Annotated in this window: 7 protein-coding genes; 2 read left to right on the top strand and 5 right to left on the bottom strand. The window is 65.5% G+C overall.

Translation table 11 applies throughout. The annotated features are described in order from the left end of the window. Positions 1 to 8: 8 nt before the first annotated feature. Together LVJ94_33970 and LVJ94_33965 are read right to left on the bottom strand one after the other, a co-directional pair. Positions 9 to 2,645: a protein kinase gene (locus LVJ94_33970; GenBank protein WXB01912.1), complete on the bottom strand. Its 2,637-nt coding sequence runs from the start codon at positions 2,643 to 2,645 to the stop codon at positions 9 to 11. A 141-nt stretch (positions 2,646 to 2,786) separates the two neighbouring features. Further along, a complete protein-coding gene (locus LVJ94_33965; protein ID WXB01911.1) occupies positions 2,787 to 6,758 on the bottom strand; it encodes a protein kinase in 3,972 nt (1,323 codons plus the stop codon). 187 nt (positions 6,759 to 6,945) lie between these two features. Between LVJ94_33965 and LVJ94_33960 the strand changes: the two genes are divergently transcribed. Beyond that, positions 6,946 to 8,676 (top strand): FAD-binding protein, encoded by a 1,731-nt coding sequence (locus LVJ94_33960; GenBank protein ID WXB01910.1) that lies wholly within the window; start codon positions 6,946 to 6,948, stop codon positions 8,674 to 8,676. Between the two features lie 442 nt (positions 8,677 to 9,118). Here LVJ94_33960 and LVJ94_33955 read toward each other — a convergent pair whose 3' ends face one another. Then, a complete protein-coding gene (locus LVJ94_33955) occupies positions 9,119 to 13,129 on the bottom strand; it encodes a protein kinase (GenBank protein ID WXB01909.1) in 4,011 nt (1,336 codons plus the stop codon). A 316-nt stretch (positions 13,130 to 13,445) separates the two neighbouring features. On the opposite strand from LVJ94_33955, the gene LVJ94_33950 reads away from it, so the two are divergent. Beyond that, positions 13,446 to 17,069, top strand: a complete 3,624-nt coding sequence (locus tag LVJ94_33950) for a protein kinase (protein WXB01908.1) — start codon at positions 13,446 to 13,448, stop codon at positions 17,067 to 17,069. Here the strand turns inward: LVJ94_33950 and LVJ94_33945 are convergent. Continuing rightward, on the bottom strand, positions 17,005 to 18,282 hold the full coding sequence (locus LVJ94_33945) for an MFS transporter (GenBank protein WXB01907.1): 1,278 nt from the start codon (positions 18,280 to 18,282) through the stop codon (positions 17,005 to 17,007). The two genes, LVJ94_33950 and LVJ94_33945, sit on opposite strands and share 65 nt — an antisense overlap. Positions 18,283 to 18,285: 3 nt before the next feature. Next, entirely contained in the window at positions 18,286 to 19,422 is a 1,137-nt protein-coding gene (locus tag LVJ94_33940; GenBank protein ID WXB01906.1) for a cysteine synthase family protein, read from the bottom strand. Positions 19,423 to 19,682 lie beyond the last annotated feature (260 nt).

Here is a 19,682-nt window from a genome sequence, read left to right as displayed (position 1 = left end):
GGGCGGGGCTATCCCCCGGACGGCGATTGCGCGGCTGCGCGCGCGTAGAGACTCGCCGCTCGTTCGACTTCCCCGCCGAGGGCATAATGCTCCGCCAGTACGCGTAAATCGTTTTCTCCTCGCGCTTGGAGGAACTCCGCTGCTGCGCGGTGTCGCGCTTTCAAGGCTTCGTCGGTGAGCAGGCTGTGCGCAGCCTCGCGCACCAGCGCGTGGCGGAAGGCGTATTCGGTATCGCCGCGCAGGCGGCTCGTGACGCATTTGACGATGAGGTCGCGATGGCCGAGTTCCTCCAGGCATTCGTCGACGTTGGGCGCCGAGGCGCGCTCGCCCAACAGGGCGACGATGCCGCTGCGCCAGAACGTGCCGCCGTAGACGCTCGCGGCGCGAAGCACCCGTCGCAGCGCGGGTTCGAGGTTTTGCAGCCTCGCCTGGAGGATCGCGAGCACGGTGTCCGGCATGCCATCGGATGGGGCGTGGGCGACGTAGCGGATCAATTCCTCCAGGAAGAGCGCATTGCCCGCGGCGTGTTCGACGATTCGGGTCACGAGCTCCGGCGCCGCATCGGCCCCGAGAACCAGGGTGACGAGCTGCGCGCTCGCCCGCTTGGACAATCCGTCGAGGTGGAAGTCCTGCCGTTTGCGCTGGGTCCAGAGCCTGGGAAACACGTCATGGACGTCCGGCCTGGCCAGCGCGAGAACCATCACGGGCTTGTCGTGGCAGTCGCGCAAGGCAGCGTCGATGAGGCGCAAGGTGGGGCCGTCGGCCCATTGAACGTCTTCCAGGACCAAGAGCACCGGATGGGCGCTGGATTCGGCGCGCAGGTACGAGATGAAGCTGCTCGTTGTCTGCGCAACCATCTTGCGCGGATCCATGCGCGCCTGCCGGAGCTGCGGGCTTCTCTCGGAAGGGAAGGCGATTCCGCATAGCTCGCCGAGCAGCTCGGTGACCCATTGGGCTTCGCGCGCGGGCACATGGTGCCGCACACGTTGACCGAGTTTGTGCTGCTGCGCCTCGAGGTCGTCTCCATCCCGCGCGTCGACGAGGCGGCGCAGGGCATCGGCAAGCAGCGCATAGGGTGGGCCACCACAGGTCGGATCGGCCCGCCCGATCCACACGTCGGCCCGGTGGCTTCGTTGCACGCGCCGCACGAATTCACGCCGCAGGCAGGATTTCCCCATGCCCGATGGCGCCGTGACGACGGCGAGCCGCGCGACCGAATCTTCGCAGCATTCGTCGAGGAGCAACTGCAACTCGGTGAGCTCGCGGTCTCGGCCCACACAGGCCGCGGGCTTGCCGAGAAGAAGACGTGCTTCGTCGATGCCCAGCTCGGACTCCAAGACGTAACACCCCGCGTACGGTCGTTTCGTCACGTGAAATTGCGCGTCGAGCAGGTGCGCGCTCATGCTGTCGAGCCAAATGGCGTGCGAGGTGTCGTTCGCGTACGCCCCGATCCGCTCGACGTCACCGAGCAGCGTGTCCGCGCGGTCCAACACCTCGCCGGTGAGCAAGTGATTCTCGACGACGATGCTTCGGCCGGTGGCAATCACCATGCGGTGCAAGGGGAGGTGCTCGCGCAGAAAGATCGCGCACCGCGCGGCCTGCGCGACCTGATCGCTCGCCGTTCGGCGCGGGCTTTGGGCGATGGCGACCACCATCGAGCCGTCGAGCAAAATCTCGACGTGGGCATCGAAGCGACCCCGGAGCGCGTCGCCCAGGGCCCGCCGCTGCAATCGGCGGCTCGTGCCTTTGAGCACTTCCTCTTGCGTGGGCAGGTTCGTCACCCGCTCCTCGACCACCAAGAGCATGCTGACCAGCTGCAGTTCGTCCTCGCACGTGATGTTCACGTTGCGCTCGGCATGCCATTCCGGCGCCGATACGTCCGACAGCGCATCCAGCGCCTTCAACTCGTCGAGCAGCGCGCGCCCATCCGCAGGCCGCTGCCGCGGATCCTTGGAGAGCATGCGCCCGAGCAACGTGTCCAAGGCTTCGGGCAAGGCCGGCCGAACCGCTCGGAGCTTCGGATAATCGTCGAACACCAGGCTGGCCAACACGACGGTGGGGTGGCCATTCGGAACCGGAGTTCGCCCCGTCAGGCATTGGTAAATCACGCACCCCAGCGCGAACACGTCGGCGTTGGGCCCGACATCCCGGTCGCCCCGCGCTTGCTCGGGGGCCATGTAAAGCGGCGTGCCGAGCGCAATGCCCGCGGCGGTCAATTCGGACGCCACCAGCCGCGCGACACCGAAGTCGAGCAAGATGGGTGAATCCGGCGCGCCGTTGCGAAGGAAGATGTTCTCCGGTTTGACGTCCCGATGAACGAATCCGCGGCCGTGCGCCGCAGAGAGCGCGTCCGCCACCCCGCGAAAGAGCCGGAGGGTATCGCTCAGCCGGAGGCCGGAGTGTTCGAGGCGATGGCCAAGGTCTTCGCCATCGAGCCACTCCATGGCGAGGAAGGGGTGCCCGTCCGGTGTGACGCCGTGATCGACGTAGGCCACGATGCCCGGGTGCTGCAGCTGCGAGAGCATGTACGCCTCGCGGGAAAATCGCAGCAGAAAATGCCGATGGTTGCCAAAGGACGGGAGCACTTTGAGCGCGACCGTCGCATCATCGCGCGCCTGATCGCGGGCGCGGTACACGGTGCCCATGCCCCCTCGGCCAGCAACGCGCTCAACGATGAACCGGTTGGCGAAGACCGTTCCGGGCACGAGTTCCGAGCCCATAGGATGAGTTTTCCCCCTTTAGGTAAAGGTGTGAATATCACATCCTGTAGGTGCGCGCGAGCGAGCTCACGATTCGAGGCGTTTGGATGCCTCTTCGAGCACGCGCCGGCTGGTGGCGTTCTTCGTGAGGTAGCCCATCCGCACCGTCGGATCGGCGATGGCGTCGGCGCGGATCCGCACCTGTTCGACGGCGCCTTGGAGAAGTTGGTTGGCCCCGGCGTCGTCGCCCGAGGCGGCGTACGCTTCGAACGCCGCGAAGCGGAGTCGGACTTCGGCAAAGCCACCACCGCCGAGCTGATCGAGGTGGGCCAACGCCACGTCCGCGTGCGCGCGCGCTTCGGCGAGTCGGCCGCTGCGCAGCAGGATCGTCACCAGTGCCGCATCGGCGTACGGACGAACGACGATGAAGAGGGTCATCAGCGAGAGCGCGCGGCGGGCCTGTCGTTCCGCGGCCTCGAAGTCACCGCGTTCGAGGAGGATCTGCGCAAGGACGGAGTGGCCCTGACCGCGCAGGCCTTCGTCGCCCGCCTGGTCGTCGCACACGTAGCTTCGAAGCAGCTGCTCGGCCTCATCGCGTGCGCCCTCGTCTTCCCTGTCGACCAGGGCCATCGCCAGCTCGGTGGTGGCGATGCCGGTGGTGATCCGATCGCCGTCCACGAGCGCATCGGCGCGTGCACTTCGGAGCATTTCCTCGCCGGCGTCGAGGCTACCCATATGGGCGAGCGACGCCCCGCCATAGGCGCGCGTATGCGAGAGAAGTCGCCGATAGCCGATCGGCGCGAACGTCGTTTCGGCACGTGCGGCGGCCGTCGAGACGGACCAGGGATCGCGGGAAAGGTACCAGCTCGCGTGCGCGCGCGTGTAGTCCGACACGGCGCGGGCAAAGACGTTGTCGGTCATGGCGCTCATCTCGTCGATGCGGGCCAAGTAGGTCTGGACCTCCGCGGGATGCCCCATCCAGGTCATCATGGCGACCAGAACGCACAGCGCTTCGAAGTAGACCCCGAGGGCTGCGAGTTCGGGATCCGTCGTCCGAAGGGTATCGCCCCAGAGGATCACGTCGTCGTAGCGGCCTTGGGTGGGGGCGGCCCCGAGCATGGTTCCCACGGCGTAGCACCAGTCATCGCTCCCCCGGCGCAGCAACGGGAGCGCTTCGGAGACGCAGGCGTACGCCTTCGCGAAATCGCACTCGAACAGGAGCGCGCGTCCCTGGGCATTGTGGAGCGTGGCCAGGAGTTCACCCGTGGCACCGCACGCGATGCCTCGCTCCGCGAGCTGGGTCGCCTCCCGCAGATTGGCAAAGTCGGCCGCCTTCCGGGCCGCGCGCGCGTAAAGCGTGGCCGCTTGCTCCATCTCGTGGCCGAGCGCATGGTGTTCGGCCAAAACGGAGGGATCGCGTTCGCCCATGGATTGGAGAAACGCGGCCGCCGCGCGATGCCCTGCCTCACGGTCCTCGTCGGTCAACAGGCCGTGGGCCGCCTCGCGCACCAGGGCGTGGCGAAAGGCATATTCGATGTCGCTCAGCAGCCGGGTCGTGCTGTTCTGGGTGATGAGCTCGCGATGGACCAGTTCCTCGAGGCGCTCGTCGAGGCTGGCCATCGAAACCGACTCGCCGAGCAAGGCGAGAACGCCGCCGCGCCAGAACGTGGCCCCGTAGACGCTCGCGGCGCGGAGCACCCGTCGCACTTCGGGCTCGAGGCGCTGCAGCCTCGCCTGGAGCATCGCCAGGACGGTATCCGGCATGCTGTCGGAGGGGCCCTCCGAAACGAAGCGGATCAACTCCTCGAGAAAGAGCGCGTTGCCCGCCGCCTGCTCGACGATCCTCGCCACGGTCTCCGGGGCGACGTCGGCCTCGAGGGTTCGGCGGACGAGCTGTTCGCTGGCGCGCTTGCTCAACCCATCGAGCACGAAGTCCCGACGCTTTCGCTCGGTCCAGAGTTTCGGATACAGCTCTTTGACCTCGGGTCTGGCCAGCGCCAGAACCATCACGCGCTTGTCATGGCAGTCGCGGAGCGATGCATCGATCACGCGCACGGTGAGCGCGTCGCTCCAATGCAGATCTTCGAGGACGATCAGCACCGGATGGGCATCGCATTCCGCGCGCACGAACGCCACGAAGGCGCCCAGGATCTGCGACACCATCGCGCGCGGATCGGCGCGTGCGAGCATGAGCTTCGGGCTCGTTTCCGAGGCGAAGGGAATACCGCAAAGCTCGCCTAGAAATTCCGTCACGAACGCCGCTTCGTCGGGTGGCACATGCCGTCGCACGCGCTCACCGAGTTTGCGTTGCTGCTCCGCGAGATCCTCGCCCTCGCGCACGTCGATGAGGCGTCGCAAGGCATTGGTGAGCAGGTCGTAGGGCGCTCCCGCGCGCGTCGGATCGCCGCGGCCGAACCAGACGTCGACCCCGTGCACGTTGTTGTGGTGAACGCGGCGCAGGAACTCGTGGCGCAAGCGCGATTTGCCGATCCCGGGGGCGGCGATCACCACGGCGAGGCGCGCCACGGATTCCTCGCAGCAGTCATCGAGAAGCAGCTGCAGCGCCGTCAATTCGCGCTCGCGGCCGACGCACGGGGTCGGCTTGCCGAGCAGCGGGCGCGCCTCGTCGATGTCGAGCTCGGAGTCCAAGACGAAGACGCCGGAGTCCGTGTGCCTCAATTGAAAGCGCGAATCCAGCAGGTGCGCGGTCATGTCGTCGACCAGAATGCCGGGCGAGCTGTCGCGGGAGGTCAGCGCCTTCGTCGTCGAGCGATGGAGCAGCCCGTTGGCGCGATCGAAGACCTCCCCGTTCGGGAGGTGCTCTTCCGAAACGATGCCCCGGCCCGTGGTGATCGCGATGCGCTCGCCGCCGCCCAGCGACGACGCCTCGGGCGAAGCGAGGTTCTCGCGGAGAAAGAGGGCGCATCGCGCAGCCTGCGCGGCCTGATCGGTCGCGGTCATGCGCTCGGTTTGCGCCAAGGTCACGATCATCGACCCGTCGCGCATGACCTCGACGCACGCGTCGAAGCGACCTCGGAGCGCGGAGGCAAGGCCCTGACGCCGCATCCTCAAGAGCCGTCGGGCCGTGTCCTCTGGGAGCTCTTGCAGTTCTTGCAGCAGCTCCTCCTGGACCACCAAGATGACGCTGACCAGCTGCTGCTCGATGGAAAGCGGGATGGCGACCTGGGTGATTTTCTCGGGCGCCGGTTCATCTGAAAACGATCCCAGTGCGTTCAGCTCCTCGAGGAGTGCATGGGCATCCTTGGGGCGCCGCGCGGGCTCCTTGGCGAGCATTCGCTGGAGGAGGTGGTCCAGCGTCTCCGGCATGCTCGGCCGGAGGGTGCGCAGTTGCGGAACATCGCCGCGCAGGATGCGCGCCAGCACGACGGTGGGGTGCCCTTCGTCGGGAAAGGGCGTTCGCCCGATGAGGCACTTGTACATCACGCACCCCAGCGCGAAGACATCGGCGCTGGGCCCGATGTCTTGATCGCCGCGCGCCTGCTCGGGGGCCATGTACAGCGGCGTCCCCACGGCGACGCCCGCCGCCGTCAGGTCCGACGCCGGAAGCCGCCCCACCCCAAAGTCGAGCAGGATGGGGACCTCGGGACGCCCATCGCGGAGAAAGATGTTTTCGGGTTTGAGGTCGCGGTGCACGAACCCGCGCCGGTGCGCGGCGGAAAGGGCATCCGCCGCGGCACGGAACAGATGCACGGTCTCGACCAACGTGAGACCGCCGTGGTCGAGGCGTTGTCCGAGGTCTTCCCCTTCGAGCCACTCCATCGCGAGGAAGGGATCGCCTTCGGGGGTCACGCCGTGATCGATGTACGCGACGATGCCCGGATGCCGGAGCTCCGACAGCATGTACGCCTCGCGTGAAAATCGCTCCCGAAATGGCTGACGCTGCCCCGGCGTGCGAAGCACTTTGAGCGCGACCTTTGCACCGTCGCGCCGTTCATCACGCGCGCGGTAGACCACGCCCATGGCTCCTCGGCCGGCCACGCTCTCAACCGTGAACCGATCCGCGAAGACCATTTTCGGAGCGAATTCCGGATGGCTCATGGCGACGGCAATTCCAGCTTACACGGCGTGGACGCGACGTGATGGTAGCACGCGAAACGCATGCGACGTGGAGCTCGCCACTTGGGTTGACCTACCTACCGTCAAGCCTCGCATCGATGGGAGTTGGCGCGTGCGGCGCGTCGACGAAGCTCGAGTTCGATGCAAAACTCCGATGTGGGGGCGAGACATGAAGTCTGAGTCTCGAAGGCGTTTTCTCTCGGCAAGCGCGGGTGTGACCGCGGGCCTCTTCGGATGGGCCCCGCGGTTTCGCATTCCCGTGGCCAGCGCGGGGTCCACGCTTCCGGCGCCCCCGGGCTTTCCGCCAGCCATTTCACTTTATCAGCAAGCCTATCAAAATTGGTCGGGCCAGATCTTCGTCGACGGGGTGTGGACCTGCGCCCCAACGGATGCGGCCGATGTCGTGACCGTCGCCAATTGGGCTTACCAAAACGGGTACCGCCTCCGTGCCAAGGGAATGGCGCACAATTGGTCTCCGCTCCTCCTCCCGAACCGCGCGGACGTGTCGAAGACGCTCCTCGTCGATACGACCGCGCACCTCACGCACGTCCGCGTGGACACGGCCGGTGCGGGCAAGACGGTGACGGTGGGCGCGGGAACCACGATGGACCGATTGCTCGAACAGCTCGAGGCGCGCGGGCTGGGTTTCGCGGCCATCCCGTCGGCCGGTGATCTCACCGTGGGCGGTGTGCTGGCCGTGGGCGCCCACGGCGCGTCGGTTCGTGGGCGCGGCGAGTCTCCCGTCGCGGGCCAGAGCCATGGATCGCTCTCGAATGCGATCCTGTCGCTCACCGCGGTCGTTTGGGACGACGCGCAGAAGCTCTACGTGTTGCGCACCTTCCGGCGCGATCATCCGGACATCCGCGCCTTTCTGGTCCATCTCGGTCGCACCTTCGTCACCGACGTGACGTTGCAGGTGGCGAGCAACGCGCGGGTTCGCTGCGAGAGCTGGTACGATATTCCAATCGGTACCGTGTTTGCGCCGCCGGCGTCGGCGGGGCCGCATTCGCTTGCGGGGCTGGTGGAGCAGTCGGGTCGGGTCGAGGTCATCTGGTTTCCGTTCACCGCCACTCCCTGGATCAAGGTCTGGTCGCTGGCGCCGGACAAGCCCTCGATGTCGCGCGAAGTGCGGTCGCCGTACAATTACCCCTTTGCCAATGCGCTCGATGAACGAGCATCGAATTTTCTCGAGGCGATCAACGCGGGCAATGCCGCGCTCACGCCGCTCCTCATGAATCTCTTCATGGTGCTGGCCGCGACCGGATTGGCCTTTACTGGTGCGCGGGACGTCTGGGGATGGTCGAAGGACGTGATGCTCTACGTCAAGCCGACCACGTTGCGGGTCGGTGCCGCCGGATATGCCGTTGTCACGTCACGAAACAATACGCAGCGGGTCGTTTGGGAGTTGTACGAGGAATACCGACGGCGGATTGCTGCTTATCAAGCAAAGGGCCAATTTCCCATGGCCGGCCCACTCGAAGTCCGCGTGACGGGGCTCGACCACGTATCCGAAGTTCAAATGCCCGGGGCGCAACCGCCCCTTTTGTCGAGCAGCCGCCCGCGCCCCGATCATCCGGAGTGGGACACGTGCATCTGGTTCGATATGCAGAGCCTCCCGGCCATGCCCCATGCCGACGCGTTCTACGCGGAGATGGAACGATGGATATGGGCGAACTATTCGGGCAACTACGCCACCGTCCGGCCGAATTGGCCCAAAGGATGGGGCTTCACCCCTGCGTCGGGTTGGGCCGATAGGACCGCGCTCACGCGCTTCATCCCCGACTCTTTCCGAGCGGGACAATCCCAGGGGGACGATTGGGACACCGCGGTGGCCATCCTCGACGCCTACGACCCAAATCGGATTTTCGCCAACGCCTTCCTCGATACGCTCCTTCCGTAATCGAGCACCGCCCTCATTTGTTCGTCTGCGCAACGGTCTCTACCGACTGTTTCGTGGGCGGCCCGCTGCGGCAGTCGGGGGCGAAAGGGGGGGCGCGGCATTCGCAATTCGCAATTCGCGAATCGCGAATCGCGAATCGCGAATCGCGAATGTGCCGAACCCTCCATGGGCTGGCCCCGAGCGTTACGGATCCCCGAGAAAAATACCGTGCGCGCGCGATCGTCTGTGGTGCGAGTGCGCTGAGCCGTGCTCGCCGGGTCACGTTTCCGGATGGTACATATCTGGTACAGACTGTACCGAAATGATGGCGCTGGAGGGCAGACTCGCTCGTGCTCGTGCTCGTGCTCGTGCTCGTGCTCGCGGTCGTGCACGTGTTCGTCTTCGGGCACGGGCACGGGCACGATCTTTTGGAATCGGCAGATGCGAGCCCCGAGCGGCGATATCAAATATAGCCCGACAACGAATCGAAGTTGCCCCTCGAGAAGCGCTTTCTCGCGACCTCGAGTACGCGTCGGTTGATGGCGTTTCTCGTGAGAAACCGCGTTCGCGCGTCGCGATCGTCGATGGCTGCGGCGCGGATGGCAATCTGCTGGATCGTTTTCTCGAGGAGCTGGGCGGCGGCAGGGTCGCCGGCCTTGTCGTAGGCCTCGAATGCGGCGAACCGAAGGCGCACCTCGTGAAAGCCACCGCCGCCGCGCTGCTCCAGACGCGCCAATGCCCCATCGGCGTACGCGCAGGCTTCGGCGACCTTTTCGGCGCGCAGCAAGATCTTCACCCGCGCAGCATCGGCGTAAGGGTGGGCCACGACGAGGTACGTCAGCATGCCAAGTGCCTTCAAAATGTGCCGCTCCGCCGACTCGACCTCACCGCGGTCGAGCAGAATTTGCGCGAGGATGGCGTTGGCGAATCCCTTGAGGTCCTGATCGCCGGCGTGATGATCGGCCACGAAGCTTCGAACCATGGGCTCGGCTTCGTGGATGGCTTCGGGGGTCTCTTTGTCGACCAGGGTCATGGCCAACATCGTCGTGGCCACGCCGCTCGTCCATCGATCGCCGTCTTGCAGAGCATCCTCGAGGGCGGCTCGGAATTGTGGTTCTCGGGTGTCGACGCTTCCCAAGTGCGCGAGCGAGGCTCCTCGGTAGATTCGCGCGAAGGTGACGCTGCGCCGGGAGTTCGCCATTTCGAGCAGGTCCTCCGCGCGGGCGGCGGCGAGCGATGCCGCCCAGGGATCGCGGGAAAGGAACCAGGCCACGTGGGCGTGCGAATACTCGCGCAGACCTCGGACCAAGACGTTGTCGGTCGTGCCGGTTACGTCGTCGATCCGGGCCAAGTAGGTTTGGACCTGCGCCCGCCGCCCGAGAAATGTCAGCATGGCCGTCACGAGGCGCAGCGACTCCACGTAAAGACCGGCCGTGCCGGGCTCGGGATCCATGGCACGCAGGGTGTTACCCCAGAAGAGCATCTCCTCGTATCGATTGAGCGGGGCCCCCACCGCTGCGATCATCGTTCCCACGGCGTGGCACCAGGGGGCGCTGCCGCGGCGCAACAAAGTGAGCGCTTCGTGGACGCACTCGTAGGCCTTCACGTAGTCGCACTCCCACATGAGCGCGCGCGCCTGGGTGCCGAGGAGAATGCCCAAAAGCGCGCCCTGCGGACCACACGCGATTCCGCGCTGCGCGAGCTGGATGGCCTCCCGGAGGTTCACGTAGTCGAGGGCCTTGCCCGCCGCGAGGGCGTAAAGACCCGCCGCTTGGCCCATTTCATTGGCGAGCGCGTAATGCTCGGCCAGCACGTGGGGCTCTCGTTCGCCCATCGATTCGAGAAACGCGGCCGCACTGCGATGCCCCGCCTCGCGGTCTTCGTTGGTCAGCAGGCTGTGCGCGGCCTCACGCACCAGGGCGTGGCGGAAGGCATATTCGGTATCGCCGAGCAGGCGGCTCGTGTTGCTCTGCGTGATGAGCTCGCGCTGGAGCAACTCGTCCAGCCATTCATCGATGTTGGACGCGGAGACCCGATCGGTGCCGAGCAACGCAAGGACACCACCCCGCCAAAACGTGGTGCCGTACACGCTGGCCGCCCGGAGGACCCTCCGCAATTCGGGGGTCAGGCGCTGCAACCGAGCCTGGAGCATGGCCAGCACGGTGTCGGGCATCTCGTCGGATCCCCTCTCCGCGACGAAGCGAATCAACTCCTCCAAGAAGAGGGCATTGCCCGCCGCCTGTTCGGCAATGCGCGTAACGAGCTGTTGGGAAACGTCCGGCCCGAGGACCCGCGTGATGAGCTCCACACTTGCGCGCTTGCTCAATCCGTCGAGGTAGAGATCCTGCCGTTTGCGCTCGTTCCAGAATTTCGGATAGCGGTCGTCCACCTCCGGCCTGGCCAGCGCGAGAACCATGACCGGCTTGTCCCGGCAATCGCGTAAGGCCGCGTCGATGACGCGCATGGTGAGGCCGTCGCCCCAATGCAGATCTTCGAGGACGATCAGCACGGGATGGACATCGCACTCGGCCTTCAGAAAAGAGACGAACGCGGCGGTGACCTGCGCAACCATGGTGCGCGGATCGGAGCGCGCGAGCCGGAGGGTCGGGCTTTTGTCCGAAGGGAAGGGGACCCTGCAAAGCTCGGCCAGGAACTCGGTCACGAACTCCGCTTCGTGGGCGGGCACGTGGCGCCAAGCCCGCGCGCGGAGCTTGGTTTGCTGCACCGGCAGCTCTTCGCCCTCGCGCATCTCGATGAGGCGCCAAAGGGTGTCGGCGAGCAGACCGTACGGTGTTCCCGCCCGCGTTGGATCGGTCCGCCCGAACCAGACGCCGGTGGCTTGGTTGCGCCGCGCATAGCGCACGAACTCCTGACGCAGGCGCGACTTGCCGATTCCCGGCGGCGCGATGACCACGGCGACGCGCGCCACCGAATCTTCGCAGCATTCGTCGAGAAGCAATTGGAGCTGGGTGAGCTCCCGATCGCGGCCCACGCACGGAGTCGGTTTGCCGAGGAGCGGGCGCGCCTCGTCGGTGGTGAGTTCCGAGTCCAAGACGAAGGTCCCGGAATCCGTTTGCCTCATTTCGAATCGCGCATCGAGAAGAAGCGCGGTGATCTCGTCGAGCCGGATATCGATGAGGCTATCGTCCAAGTCGATTTGCAGAGGGCCACTCGACCGATTGAGCAGCGTGCTGGCGCAATCGAACATCTCCACGCTGGGCACGTATTTGCCCACGACCTTGCTTCGGCCGGTCGTGATGAGAATGCGCCGGCTGGGAGGGGGGGCACCGAGCTGCTCGCGGAGAAAGAGCGCGCAGCGCGCGGCTTGGACCGCTTGATCGGTGGCGGTCATGTGCTCGGTTTGGGCGAGGGTCGCGACCATGGAGCCGTCGCGCAGAACCTCCACCCGCGCACCGAAGAGCGTGTGGACGGTATCGCCGAGGGCCCGTCGCTGCGAGCGCTGGCTGGGCACGCCGGACTCGTCGGATTCGTCGGGCAGCCCAGGGGCATCGGCCGACCGCTCTTCGACCACGAAGATGACGCTCACCAACTGCAATTCATCGACGAGCGGCATCGGCTGCGATCCCGACCGCGACCTTCGTGGCGCCGGCTCGTCCAACAGAGACCCCAGCGCGAGCAACTCCTCGAGCAGCGCGTGCGCGTCCTTTGGCCGCCGCGACGGCTCCTTGGCGAGCATGCGCTCGAGCAAGAGCTCCACCTTTTCCGGCGTGGCCGGACGGAGCGTCCGCAGGGGCGGAAAATCATTGAGGAGAATGCTGGCGAGGACGACCGTGGGGTGCCCATTCGCCACGGGGGTGCGTCCCGTCAGGCACTTGTACATCACGCATCCGAGCGCGAACACATCGACACTGGGGCCGACGTCGCGTGCGCCGCGCGCTTGCTCCGGCGCCATATAAAGAGGTGTTCCGACGGCGATGCCTGCGGCCGTCAGGTCGGACGCCACCAGCCGCGCCGCCCCGAAGTCGAGCAAGGTCGGCGAATCCGTGCTTCCGTCCCGGAGAAAGATGTTTTCCGGCTTGAGGTCCCGATGAACGAATCCGCGACGGTGCGCGGCCGAGAGCGCGTCGGCCACCCCGCAGAACAGCTTGACCGTTTCCCCCAGCGTCAGGCTGTGGTGATGGAGGTAATCGCCGAGGTCCTCGCCGTCGAGCCATTCCATGACGAGGAAAGGCTGCCCCTGCGGTGTGATCCCATGGTCGATGTACGCGACGATGCCGGGATGGCGAAGCTCCGAGAGCATGTACGCTTCACGCGCGAATCGTTCTTGAAAATAGCGATGCCCATCGAACAGATGCAGCACTTTGAGCGCGACCGTGGCGCCATCGCGCTTGCGGTCACGCGCACGGTAGACCACGCCCATTCCCCCGCTGCCGGCAACACGGTCCAGCATGAATCGGTCGGCGAAAACCGTACTGGGCGCGAGCTCCCCACGCCCTAGGACCCCCTTGGCCATTGGTATTTCTTTAGACTACCTGCGCAATTGGCTCAAGCAACCTGGCGCGTGTTCCCGAGGCGCAAACCATTGGACTCAAGCGCTGTGGAGGCCGTGGCGGTTTGCCACGCGATGGCGTGCCTCGTTCGCTTGGCAGACGCCGTGGCGAAACGGCGCTTCGTCCGAATGGGTGATTCAATATTTCAATTTGGCGTATCCGGGATTGATTGCCATTTTGGATCGGAGTCTTGAATCGATTCGAGGCCACGCGAGGTTGCCTGACAATCCATCCGCGCACGCGCGGGCGAACTCGATGGGCCGATGTTAGAATAGCGCGGTGATCGATCCCGCCATGGTGCGCACCGAGACGCTGATCTCGCGCAGCACGATACGCCCTCGAGGTGGCCCGACCCCCACGTTCCTGGAGCCGGAGGACGTCGTGGACGGTCGGTACCACGTCGAAAAGCTCCTGGGGATCGGCGGAACCTCTCGAGTCTGGCTCGCCCTCGATGCCGTGGAAGGGCAGCGCGTTGCGCTCAAGGAAATCGAGGTGTTTCCAAGTTTCAACCGCGACGGCGTCCAGGAGAGCGCGCTGATGTTTCGCCGCGAATTCTTCGCGATGAAGAGGCTGCGGCACCCCTCGACACCCAAAGTCTACGACTGCGGTGTCCTCCCATCGGGCAATCGGTACATCACGATGGAGAGTTTCGAAGGGGTCGACGTCAACGCCCGCGTGCGCGAGCGGCCTCTCGATTCCAGCGAAGCGTTCGATCTGCTGATGCGGATTGCGCAGGTCCTCGCGTTCATCCACGCGCGGCTCTTCGTGCACTGCGATATCAAGGCCGACAATATTCGCATGCTCCCGACCGGCGACATCAAATTGATGGACTTCGGCCTGATGCACCAACTCGGAATCCCCACCGGGGGACGCCTCTGGGGAACGGCCGCGTACATCGCCCCCGAGTGGCTGGTCGGAAGTGCCATCGATGGCCGGGCTGATCTTTACTCCCTCGGCGTGCTCGGGTTCTTCGCGGTCACCGGGCAGTACCCCTTCCATGGGACGAATGTCACCGAGCTCCTGCGCGCGCACCGGGACCAGGAGCCGCCTGCACCGTCCTCGATCGTGCCGTCGATCGATCCGCACTTGGAACGGATTCTCCTGCGTCTGCTGGACAAAGATCCTGGGCAACGATTTCTCACGGCGAATGCGCTGATGGTCGCCCTCGCCGAGGCCAACGACCGGGTGTCGTTCGAGGAGCCGCTCGGCTCCCGTGCAAGCTATCTCCATGTGCCCACCGTCGTCGGGCGCAAGCACGAGTCCGCACGCTTGGTCGATGCGTTGCAGGGGGCCGCACGGGGTGAGGCCCGTGCGGTGTTCATTGCCGCCCCCGCAGGCACGGGCAAGTCGCGCCTCTTGTCCGAGCTCGAGCTTCACGCCCAGCTTTCCGATGTGACGGTCGCCCTCGGGCAATGCCACGCCGAAGGCCTCGCCCCGCTGACCCCGTTGAAGCAAGCCTTGCGGCTGCTGGTGCCGATCACGCCGGCGGAGATCCTCGCGCGCGTTCGCGAGCCGCTTGCACCGCTGCTCACGCCCGAATACGCGAGCACCGAAGGCTTCGCGCGGGCGCCGGCCGAGGCGAAGCTGATCGTGTTCGAAGCGCTTTCTCTGTGGCTCACCGAGTTGGCCAAGGTGCGGCGCTTCGTCCTTTCCTTCGAGGATCTGCATTGGGCCGACGATGCCACGATCGAACATTTGAACGTCATCGTTCACGCACTCCACGGCACGCGCGGGCTGGTGTGCGGGACCCTTCGGTCCGACGAGATAAGCCGCCTGTCACCGCTCTATCGCACGGTTTTCGCGGGCGCTGCCGAGATCTTGAACCTCCGTCCCCTGTCGCACGAGCACCTGCGCGAATTGGTCTCGTTGGCCCTGCCCGGCTTCGACGTCCCCACGGCGTTCATCGACAATCTGCACACCGCGACCCGCGGAAATGTCTTCTTCGCCACCGAGTGCTTGCGCGCACTGGTCGAGCAAGGTGCACTGAGCCGGCCCGGGGGCCAATGGCACGCCCATGCCGATCTGGGCACCATTGCGCTGCCGAATAGCATCGGGGAAGTGATTCGCCTGCGTCTTTCGACCCTGTCGCAGGTCCAACTCGAGTTTCTGCGGCGAACCGCGCCCGCGGGGCGTGTGCTCGATATGACGCTTCTGCGCGCAACCGTGGAGCTGAGTGAAGAAAAGCTCTTTCTCTCTTTGGAGGAGGCGGTGGAGCGTCAGTTTCTGCAATACGCAGGCGGGACGTACCACTTTACGCACGACACGATCCACGAGACGATTTACGCCGCCACGCCGGCGCTCGAGCGCCGCGTGCACCACGGGCGGATTGCCGAGTACCTCGATCTCATGGGGGGCAGCACCCCGGAAGGCGCCCGCGCGGTGGGCTATCACTTCGCGCGCTCGCTCGAGCCCGCGCGTGCCATCAAGCCGTTGTTGTTCGCGTCGCAGCATCTTCTGGCCAACAGCGGTATGCTCGAAGGATATCGAATCCTCATCGAGGCCGAGGCACTTCTCGAGAAGCATACCCATTATCCAAATCGAATCGCACTCCAAGTGCCCGCTTGGGGAAAGCTCATCGAAGTCGGGTACAACTGCAACACCCCGGCGTCGTTCCATTTCGCAGGAAAGCTTTTCGCGTATTGGGAGAGCACCCTGGACCTCGAGGCGGGGGGCGAGATCGTTCGCATGCAGATGCGCACCGAGCCGAAGAGGGTGCTCCGGGAAATTCTGGTTCATGCGAACATGAGCGCGGAAGAAGCTTTCCTCAAGCGATCCGAGTATCGAATTTTGCAATGCCTGGCGCTGGCGGTCATGGGGCGCAAGGCGGAGTTTCAAAAAGCGCTGGACCTCGCCGGCTCGGAGAATGGCAAAGATTCACCGCTTCGGGCCGGAGCCTTCATCACCAAGGGAGGGCTGACCGTCCACACCGGGCATTTCGTCGGCATCGTCGAAGAAATGTTGGAGTACTTGACCGTGCTTCGTGCGTTTCGCGCGGAGAAGGCGGTGGCGCCGGAACGGCTTTTGTGGGCCCTGGGGATTGGTAGCTATTTCTTGAATCTCAACTTGGGCCTCATGGGGCGAGCGCTCGACCCGCGCTCGACCTCGGACGGGATGGAGATTGCGACCGATTTCGGTATTCCGGAGATTCGCATTTATCATCTGTTTTCGCTGGTGGTGCGCGCATCGTTCATCGGGGATGCGTCCCAATTCGAGCCGTACCATGCCGAGATGAACGACTGGATGCGGCGGGTGGGCAGTCCCCCGCTCCCCGAACGCAACCTGGCCATCTACACGCCGGTTTACTATTTGGAGCGGCGTGAGACCGAGCTGGCCGCCGCCATCGTGCAACGTGGCGCGCAAATCAGCGAAAACGTAATGCCCGGCGACGAGTGGCTCAAACTCTACGTCGCTGTGTACCGCGGTTGTCTCTTGGTGCTCCGCAAAGAGTACGATGCCGCCCGCGAGGCGCTCTCCAAGGCCATTACGGCGGCGCACGCGCGCGATTTTCGGATGGAGACGCTCGCATGGATCTACATGTCCCGATTGGAGCGGATGCAGGACCATTCCGACGCCGCCCGAGAGGCCGCGGAACGTGCGCTCGCACGGGCGACCGGCCCGGAGCGCGCGAATCCCTTCGATGAGATTCTGGCTCGGCGTGCACTCGCCGCCGTCCTTCCCGGCGCGGCCGGCGATCGCGAGCTCGAGGCGGCGCGCGATCTGGCCGATGCATCGGACAACGTCCTCCAGCACGGCATTGCCTTGTTGAGTCTTGCAGAGCGCCGAGCGTCGGGCCACCGCGCGGGCGCCTGCGCGCTTCTCGCCTTGGCCCAGAAGCACTTCACGGCGGCAGGGGCGACTGTCTGGCTCGGGAAAGCATCTCGCCTTCGCGACTCGTGGCGTTAGCATCACGTTCCGGATCGGAGAGCCGCGCCGTTCCTGGAACCAAGAGCGAAAGGCCTGCGGCGAGCATTACGGCCAAGCCGCACCCCACCAACACCGGTTTTTCACCCAGCCACAGAAACAGGTAGGGAAGCCCGGCCAGCCCCACGGGCGCCAAGCCATACGAGACCAAGAAATCGAGCGCCGATATCCGTCCGAGCTTTTCCGCCGGTACCTCGCGCTGCAAGGCGGTAAACCAGGGAATATTGAACAATTCGATCCCCATTCCGCCAAGGGCATAGGCCGCGACAATCAGCCACGCGCGATCCCCGACCCACAGCGAGAGGGGCACCAGCCCGAAGAGGCTCAATCCCGCGAACGCCAAGGTGCCTGGATGCCGCGGTGTCCAGCGCGCGAGAAGGAGCGCGCCGGCGACGGCCCCCGCCGAATAGACGCCGGGAGCGATACCCATCATGAGATCGCCGCCAAAGTGTTCTTGGCTGACTTTGGGCAACATCAGCTTGCTCGCGGCCTCCCCGCAGGCAAGCCACACCACCAGCGCACCGAGGCCCGTGAGAAACCACCGATGGCGCAGGGCCTCGGCAAATCCTTCTTTGTAATCGGCAAACAAACTTCGTCGTGGCGGGGTAATGGCGTTCTTGGTCGCGTCGGTCCGGGCAGGTCGGAGCAGAATCGCCGCGCCGGCGGAAAGGAGCCACAACGCGGCGGCAAGTCGAAACGATGCGCGACCTCCGCATCGGCCATAAAGCAGCACGGCGGCGGTGGGCACACCGGTCAGGCAGATGCGCATGCTCAGTGCCGTCGCGGCGTTGGCCTGTTGGCGCTCGGGCTCCGGCACGACATGGGCGACGGTGGCTTGATAGGCGCTGCGGTAGACGCCTTCGCCCGTTCCCGCGAGCGCGGCGCACGCGCAGGCGAGCCATAGTGCCGAATCGAACGCGGGAACCACCGCGAGAAGCGCACAGCCTCGGAGGGCGCTGGACGCCACCAGCGCCCAGCGTCGCGGAATGCGATCGACCAGGAGCCCACCGAACAGAGCTCCCACGAGAAAACCCGCCGTGGTGGAGCCCAGCACCAACCCCACGGCGGTCAGCGCGCCCTGCGTGTGGAGCACGTGCAGGGTCAAGAAGGTGGGCAGCATCCCGGTGGCCGCGGCCGAAGCCGTGTATCCCATCCAGGCGAGACGAAAGTCGCGATGGCGCAAGACCCCGAACACCGCTCATCCCGCCCTTCGCAAGGTTCGCCGCGCCGTCGGCGAATCGAGCTGCTCGGCCAGCTCACGGCGGTAATTTGCGCAATCCACCTTGGGGTTCGTCGAGAAAGGCGTGAGCGAGGCCGCGCGGCGACGCAGCCCATCGAGCGAGGTGTCGGTGCTCATCCCGTGTTCGAGGAGCCATCGCTCGTCGAACGCCGTTTGCAGGTAGCGCTCCCCACGGTCGGTAGCAAGGAAGGCAATGTGTTCTCGCGCGCTCGCCTTCATCGCCAGACGGCAGGCGACCAAGAGTGCGGCGCCCGTGGAGACACCCGCCAGCACCCCTTCGGCACGCACCAAGGTGCGGCACGACACGAAGACGTCTTCGTCGGAGAGCAGATAGACTTCGTCGACGGCGGAAAGGTCGTCGAGGTTGTCGGGCGTCCAGCTCAGTCCGACACCAGGCGTGAGGTAGCCATGAGCCTCGCCACCGAACACGGTGGAGCCTCGCACGTCGACACCCACCACCTTCACGTGGGGGGCGAAGCGCCGCAGGTACCTGGAAATGCCGCCGAGCTGCCCGCCGGTGCTGACCGTGCACACGACGGCGGAGAGGCGCGAACCCATGGCTGCCAGCAACTCCCGGGCGGTCGACTGATAGTGCGCTTCGCCATTGAGCGGATTGAAACATTGGTCGGGGCGGAACGAGCCGGGGATCTCGCGGTGCAGTCGGTTCGCGTAGGCGATGCGGGTCTTGTGGTACGAGCCGCTATCGTCTTTTTCGTCGACCACGATGACCTCGGCCCCGAAGGCCGCGAACAGGCTGCGGTTCACGGCGCTGATCTTGGGATCGACGATGGCGATCACCCGGTAGCCCCGCGAGGCACCAATCATGGCCAAGGCAATGCCGAAGTTTCCGGACGACGACTCGATGATCGTCGCCCCACGTCGAATCAGCCCGCGTTCTTCGGCATCGCGGATGATGTGCCACGCCGCCCGGTCCTTGACGCTGCCACCGGGATTCGCCGATTCGAGTTTTGCGACCAGTCGCCCTTCTCCACACATCGTGAGGTTGTCGAGCCGGACGACGGGCGTATTGCCGACGGAGTCCAAGAGACCCGGGAGGTTTGGAAACGCATGGGATCCGCCGTGCTCGTAGGGCATGGAAAGGCCTCCAAGAGCTTCTTCGTGTCAGATCCCGAACCTGAACGCCCTGCGGCATGATGTCGCGCAGCGACGCACGGTGCGCACGGCGGGTGCGCAAAACGCCGCGCGGTGGGCGAACGTTGCTCGTACCGGCAGGTGTCACCATGGCATGTTGCGCGACCACGAGTTCGGCGGCCGCAAGGATGCGAGCTCGAGGCAGCGCAAATGATGCGCCTACATACGAATTCCTCGCGGTCTGCACGGTGCTGCTGGCGTCC

This window comes from Sorangiineae bacterium MSr11367 (genome assembly GCA_037157805.1).
Lineage (GTDB): Bacteria > Myxococcota_A > Polyangia > Polyangiales > Polyangiaceae > Pendulispora > Pendulispora rubella.
The sequence above is the reverse complement of the archived record's forward strand: the minus strand, read 5'-3'. Positions and strand labels throughout refer to the sequence as shown.

Excerpts from the sequence above, each read along its gene's own strand:
- LVJ94_33940 (WXB01906.1), bottom strand. The coding sequence starts at position 19,422 with ATGCCCTACGAGCACGGCGGATCCCATGCGTTTCCAAACCTCCCGGGT.
- LVJ94_33960 (WXB01910.1), top strand. The coding sequence starts at position 6,946 with ATGAAGTCTGAGTCTCGAAGGCGTTTTCTCTCGGCAAGCGCGGGTGTG.
- LVJ94_33955 (WXB01909.1), bottom strand. The coding sequence starts at position 13,129 with ATGGCCAAGGGGGTCCTAGGGCGTGGGGAGCTCGCGCCCAGTACGGTT.
- LVJ94_33965 (WXB01911.1), bottom strand. The coding sequence starts at position 6,758 with ATGAGCCATCCGGAATTCGCTCCGAAAATGGTCTTCGCGGATCGGTTC.
- LVJ94_33970 (WXB01912.1), bottom strand. The coding sequence starts at position 2,645 with ATGGGCACCGTGTACCGCGCCCGCGATCAGGCGCGCGATGATGCGACG.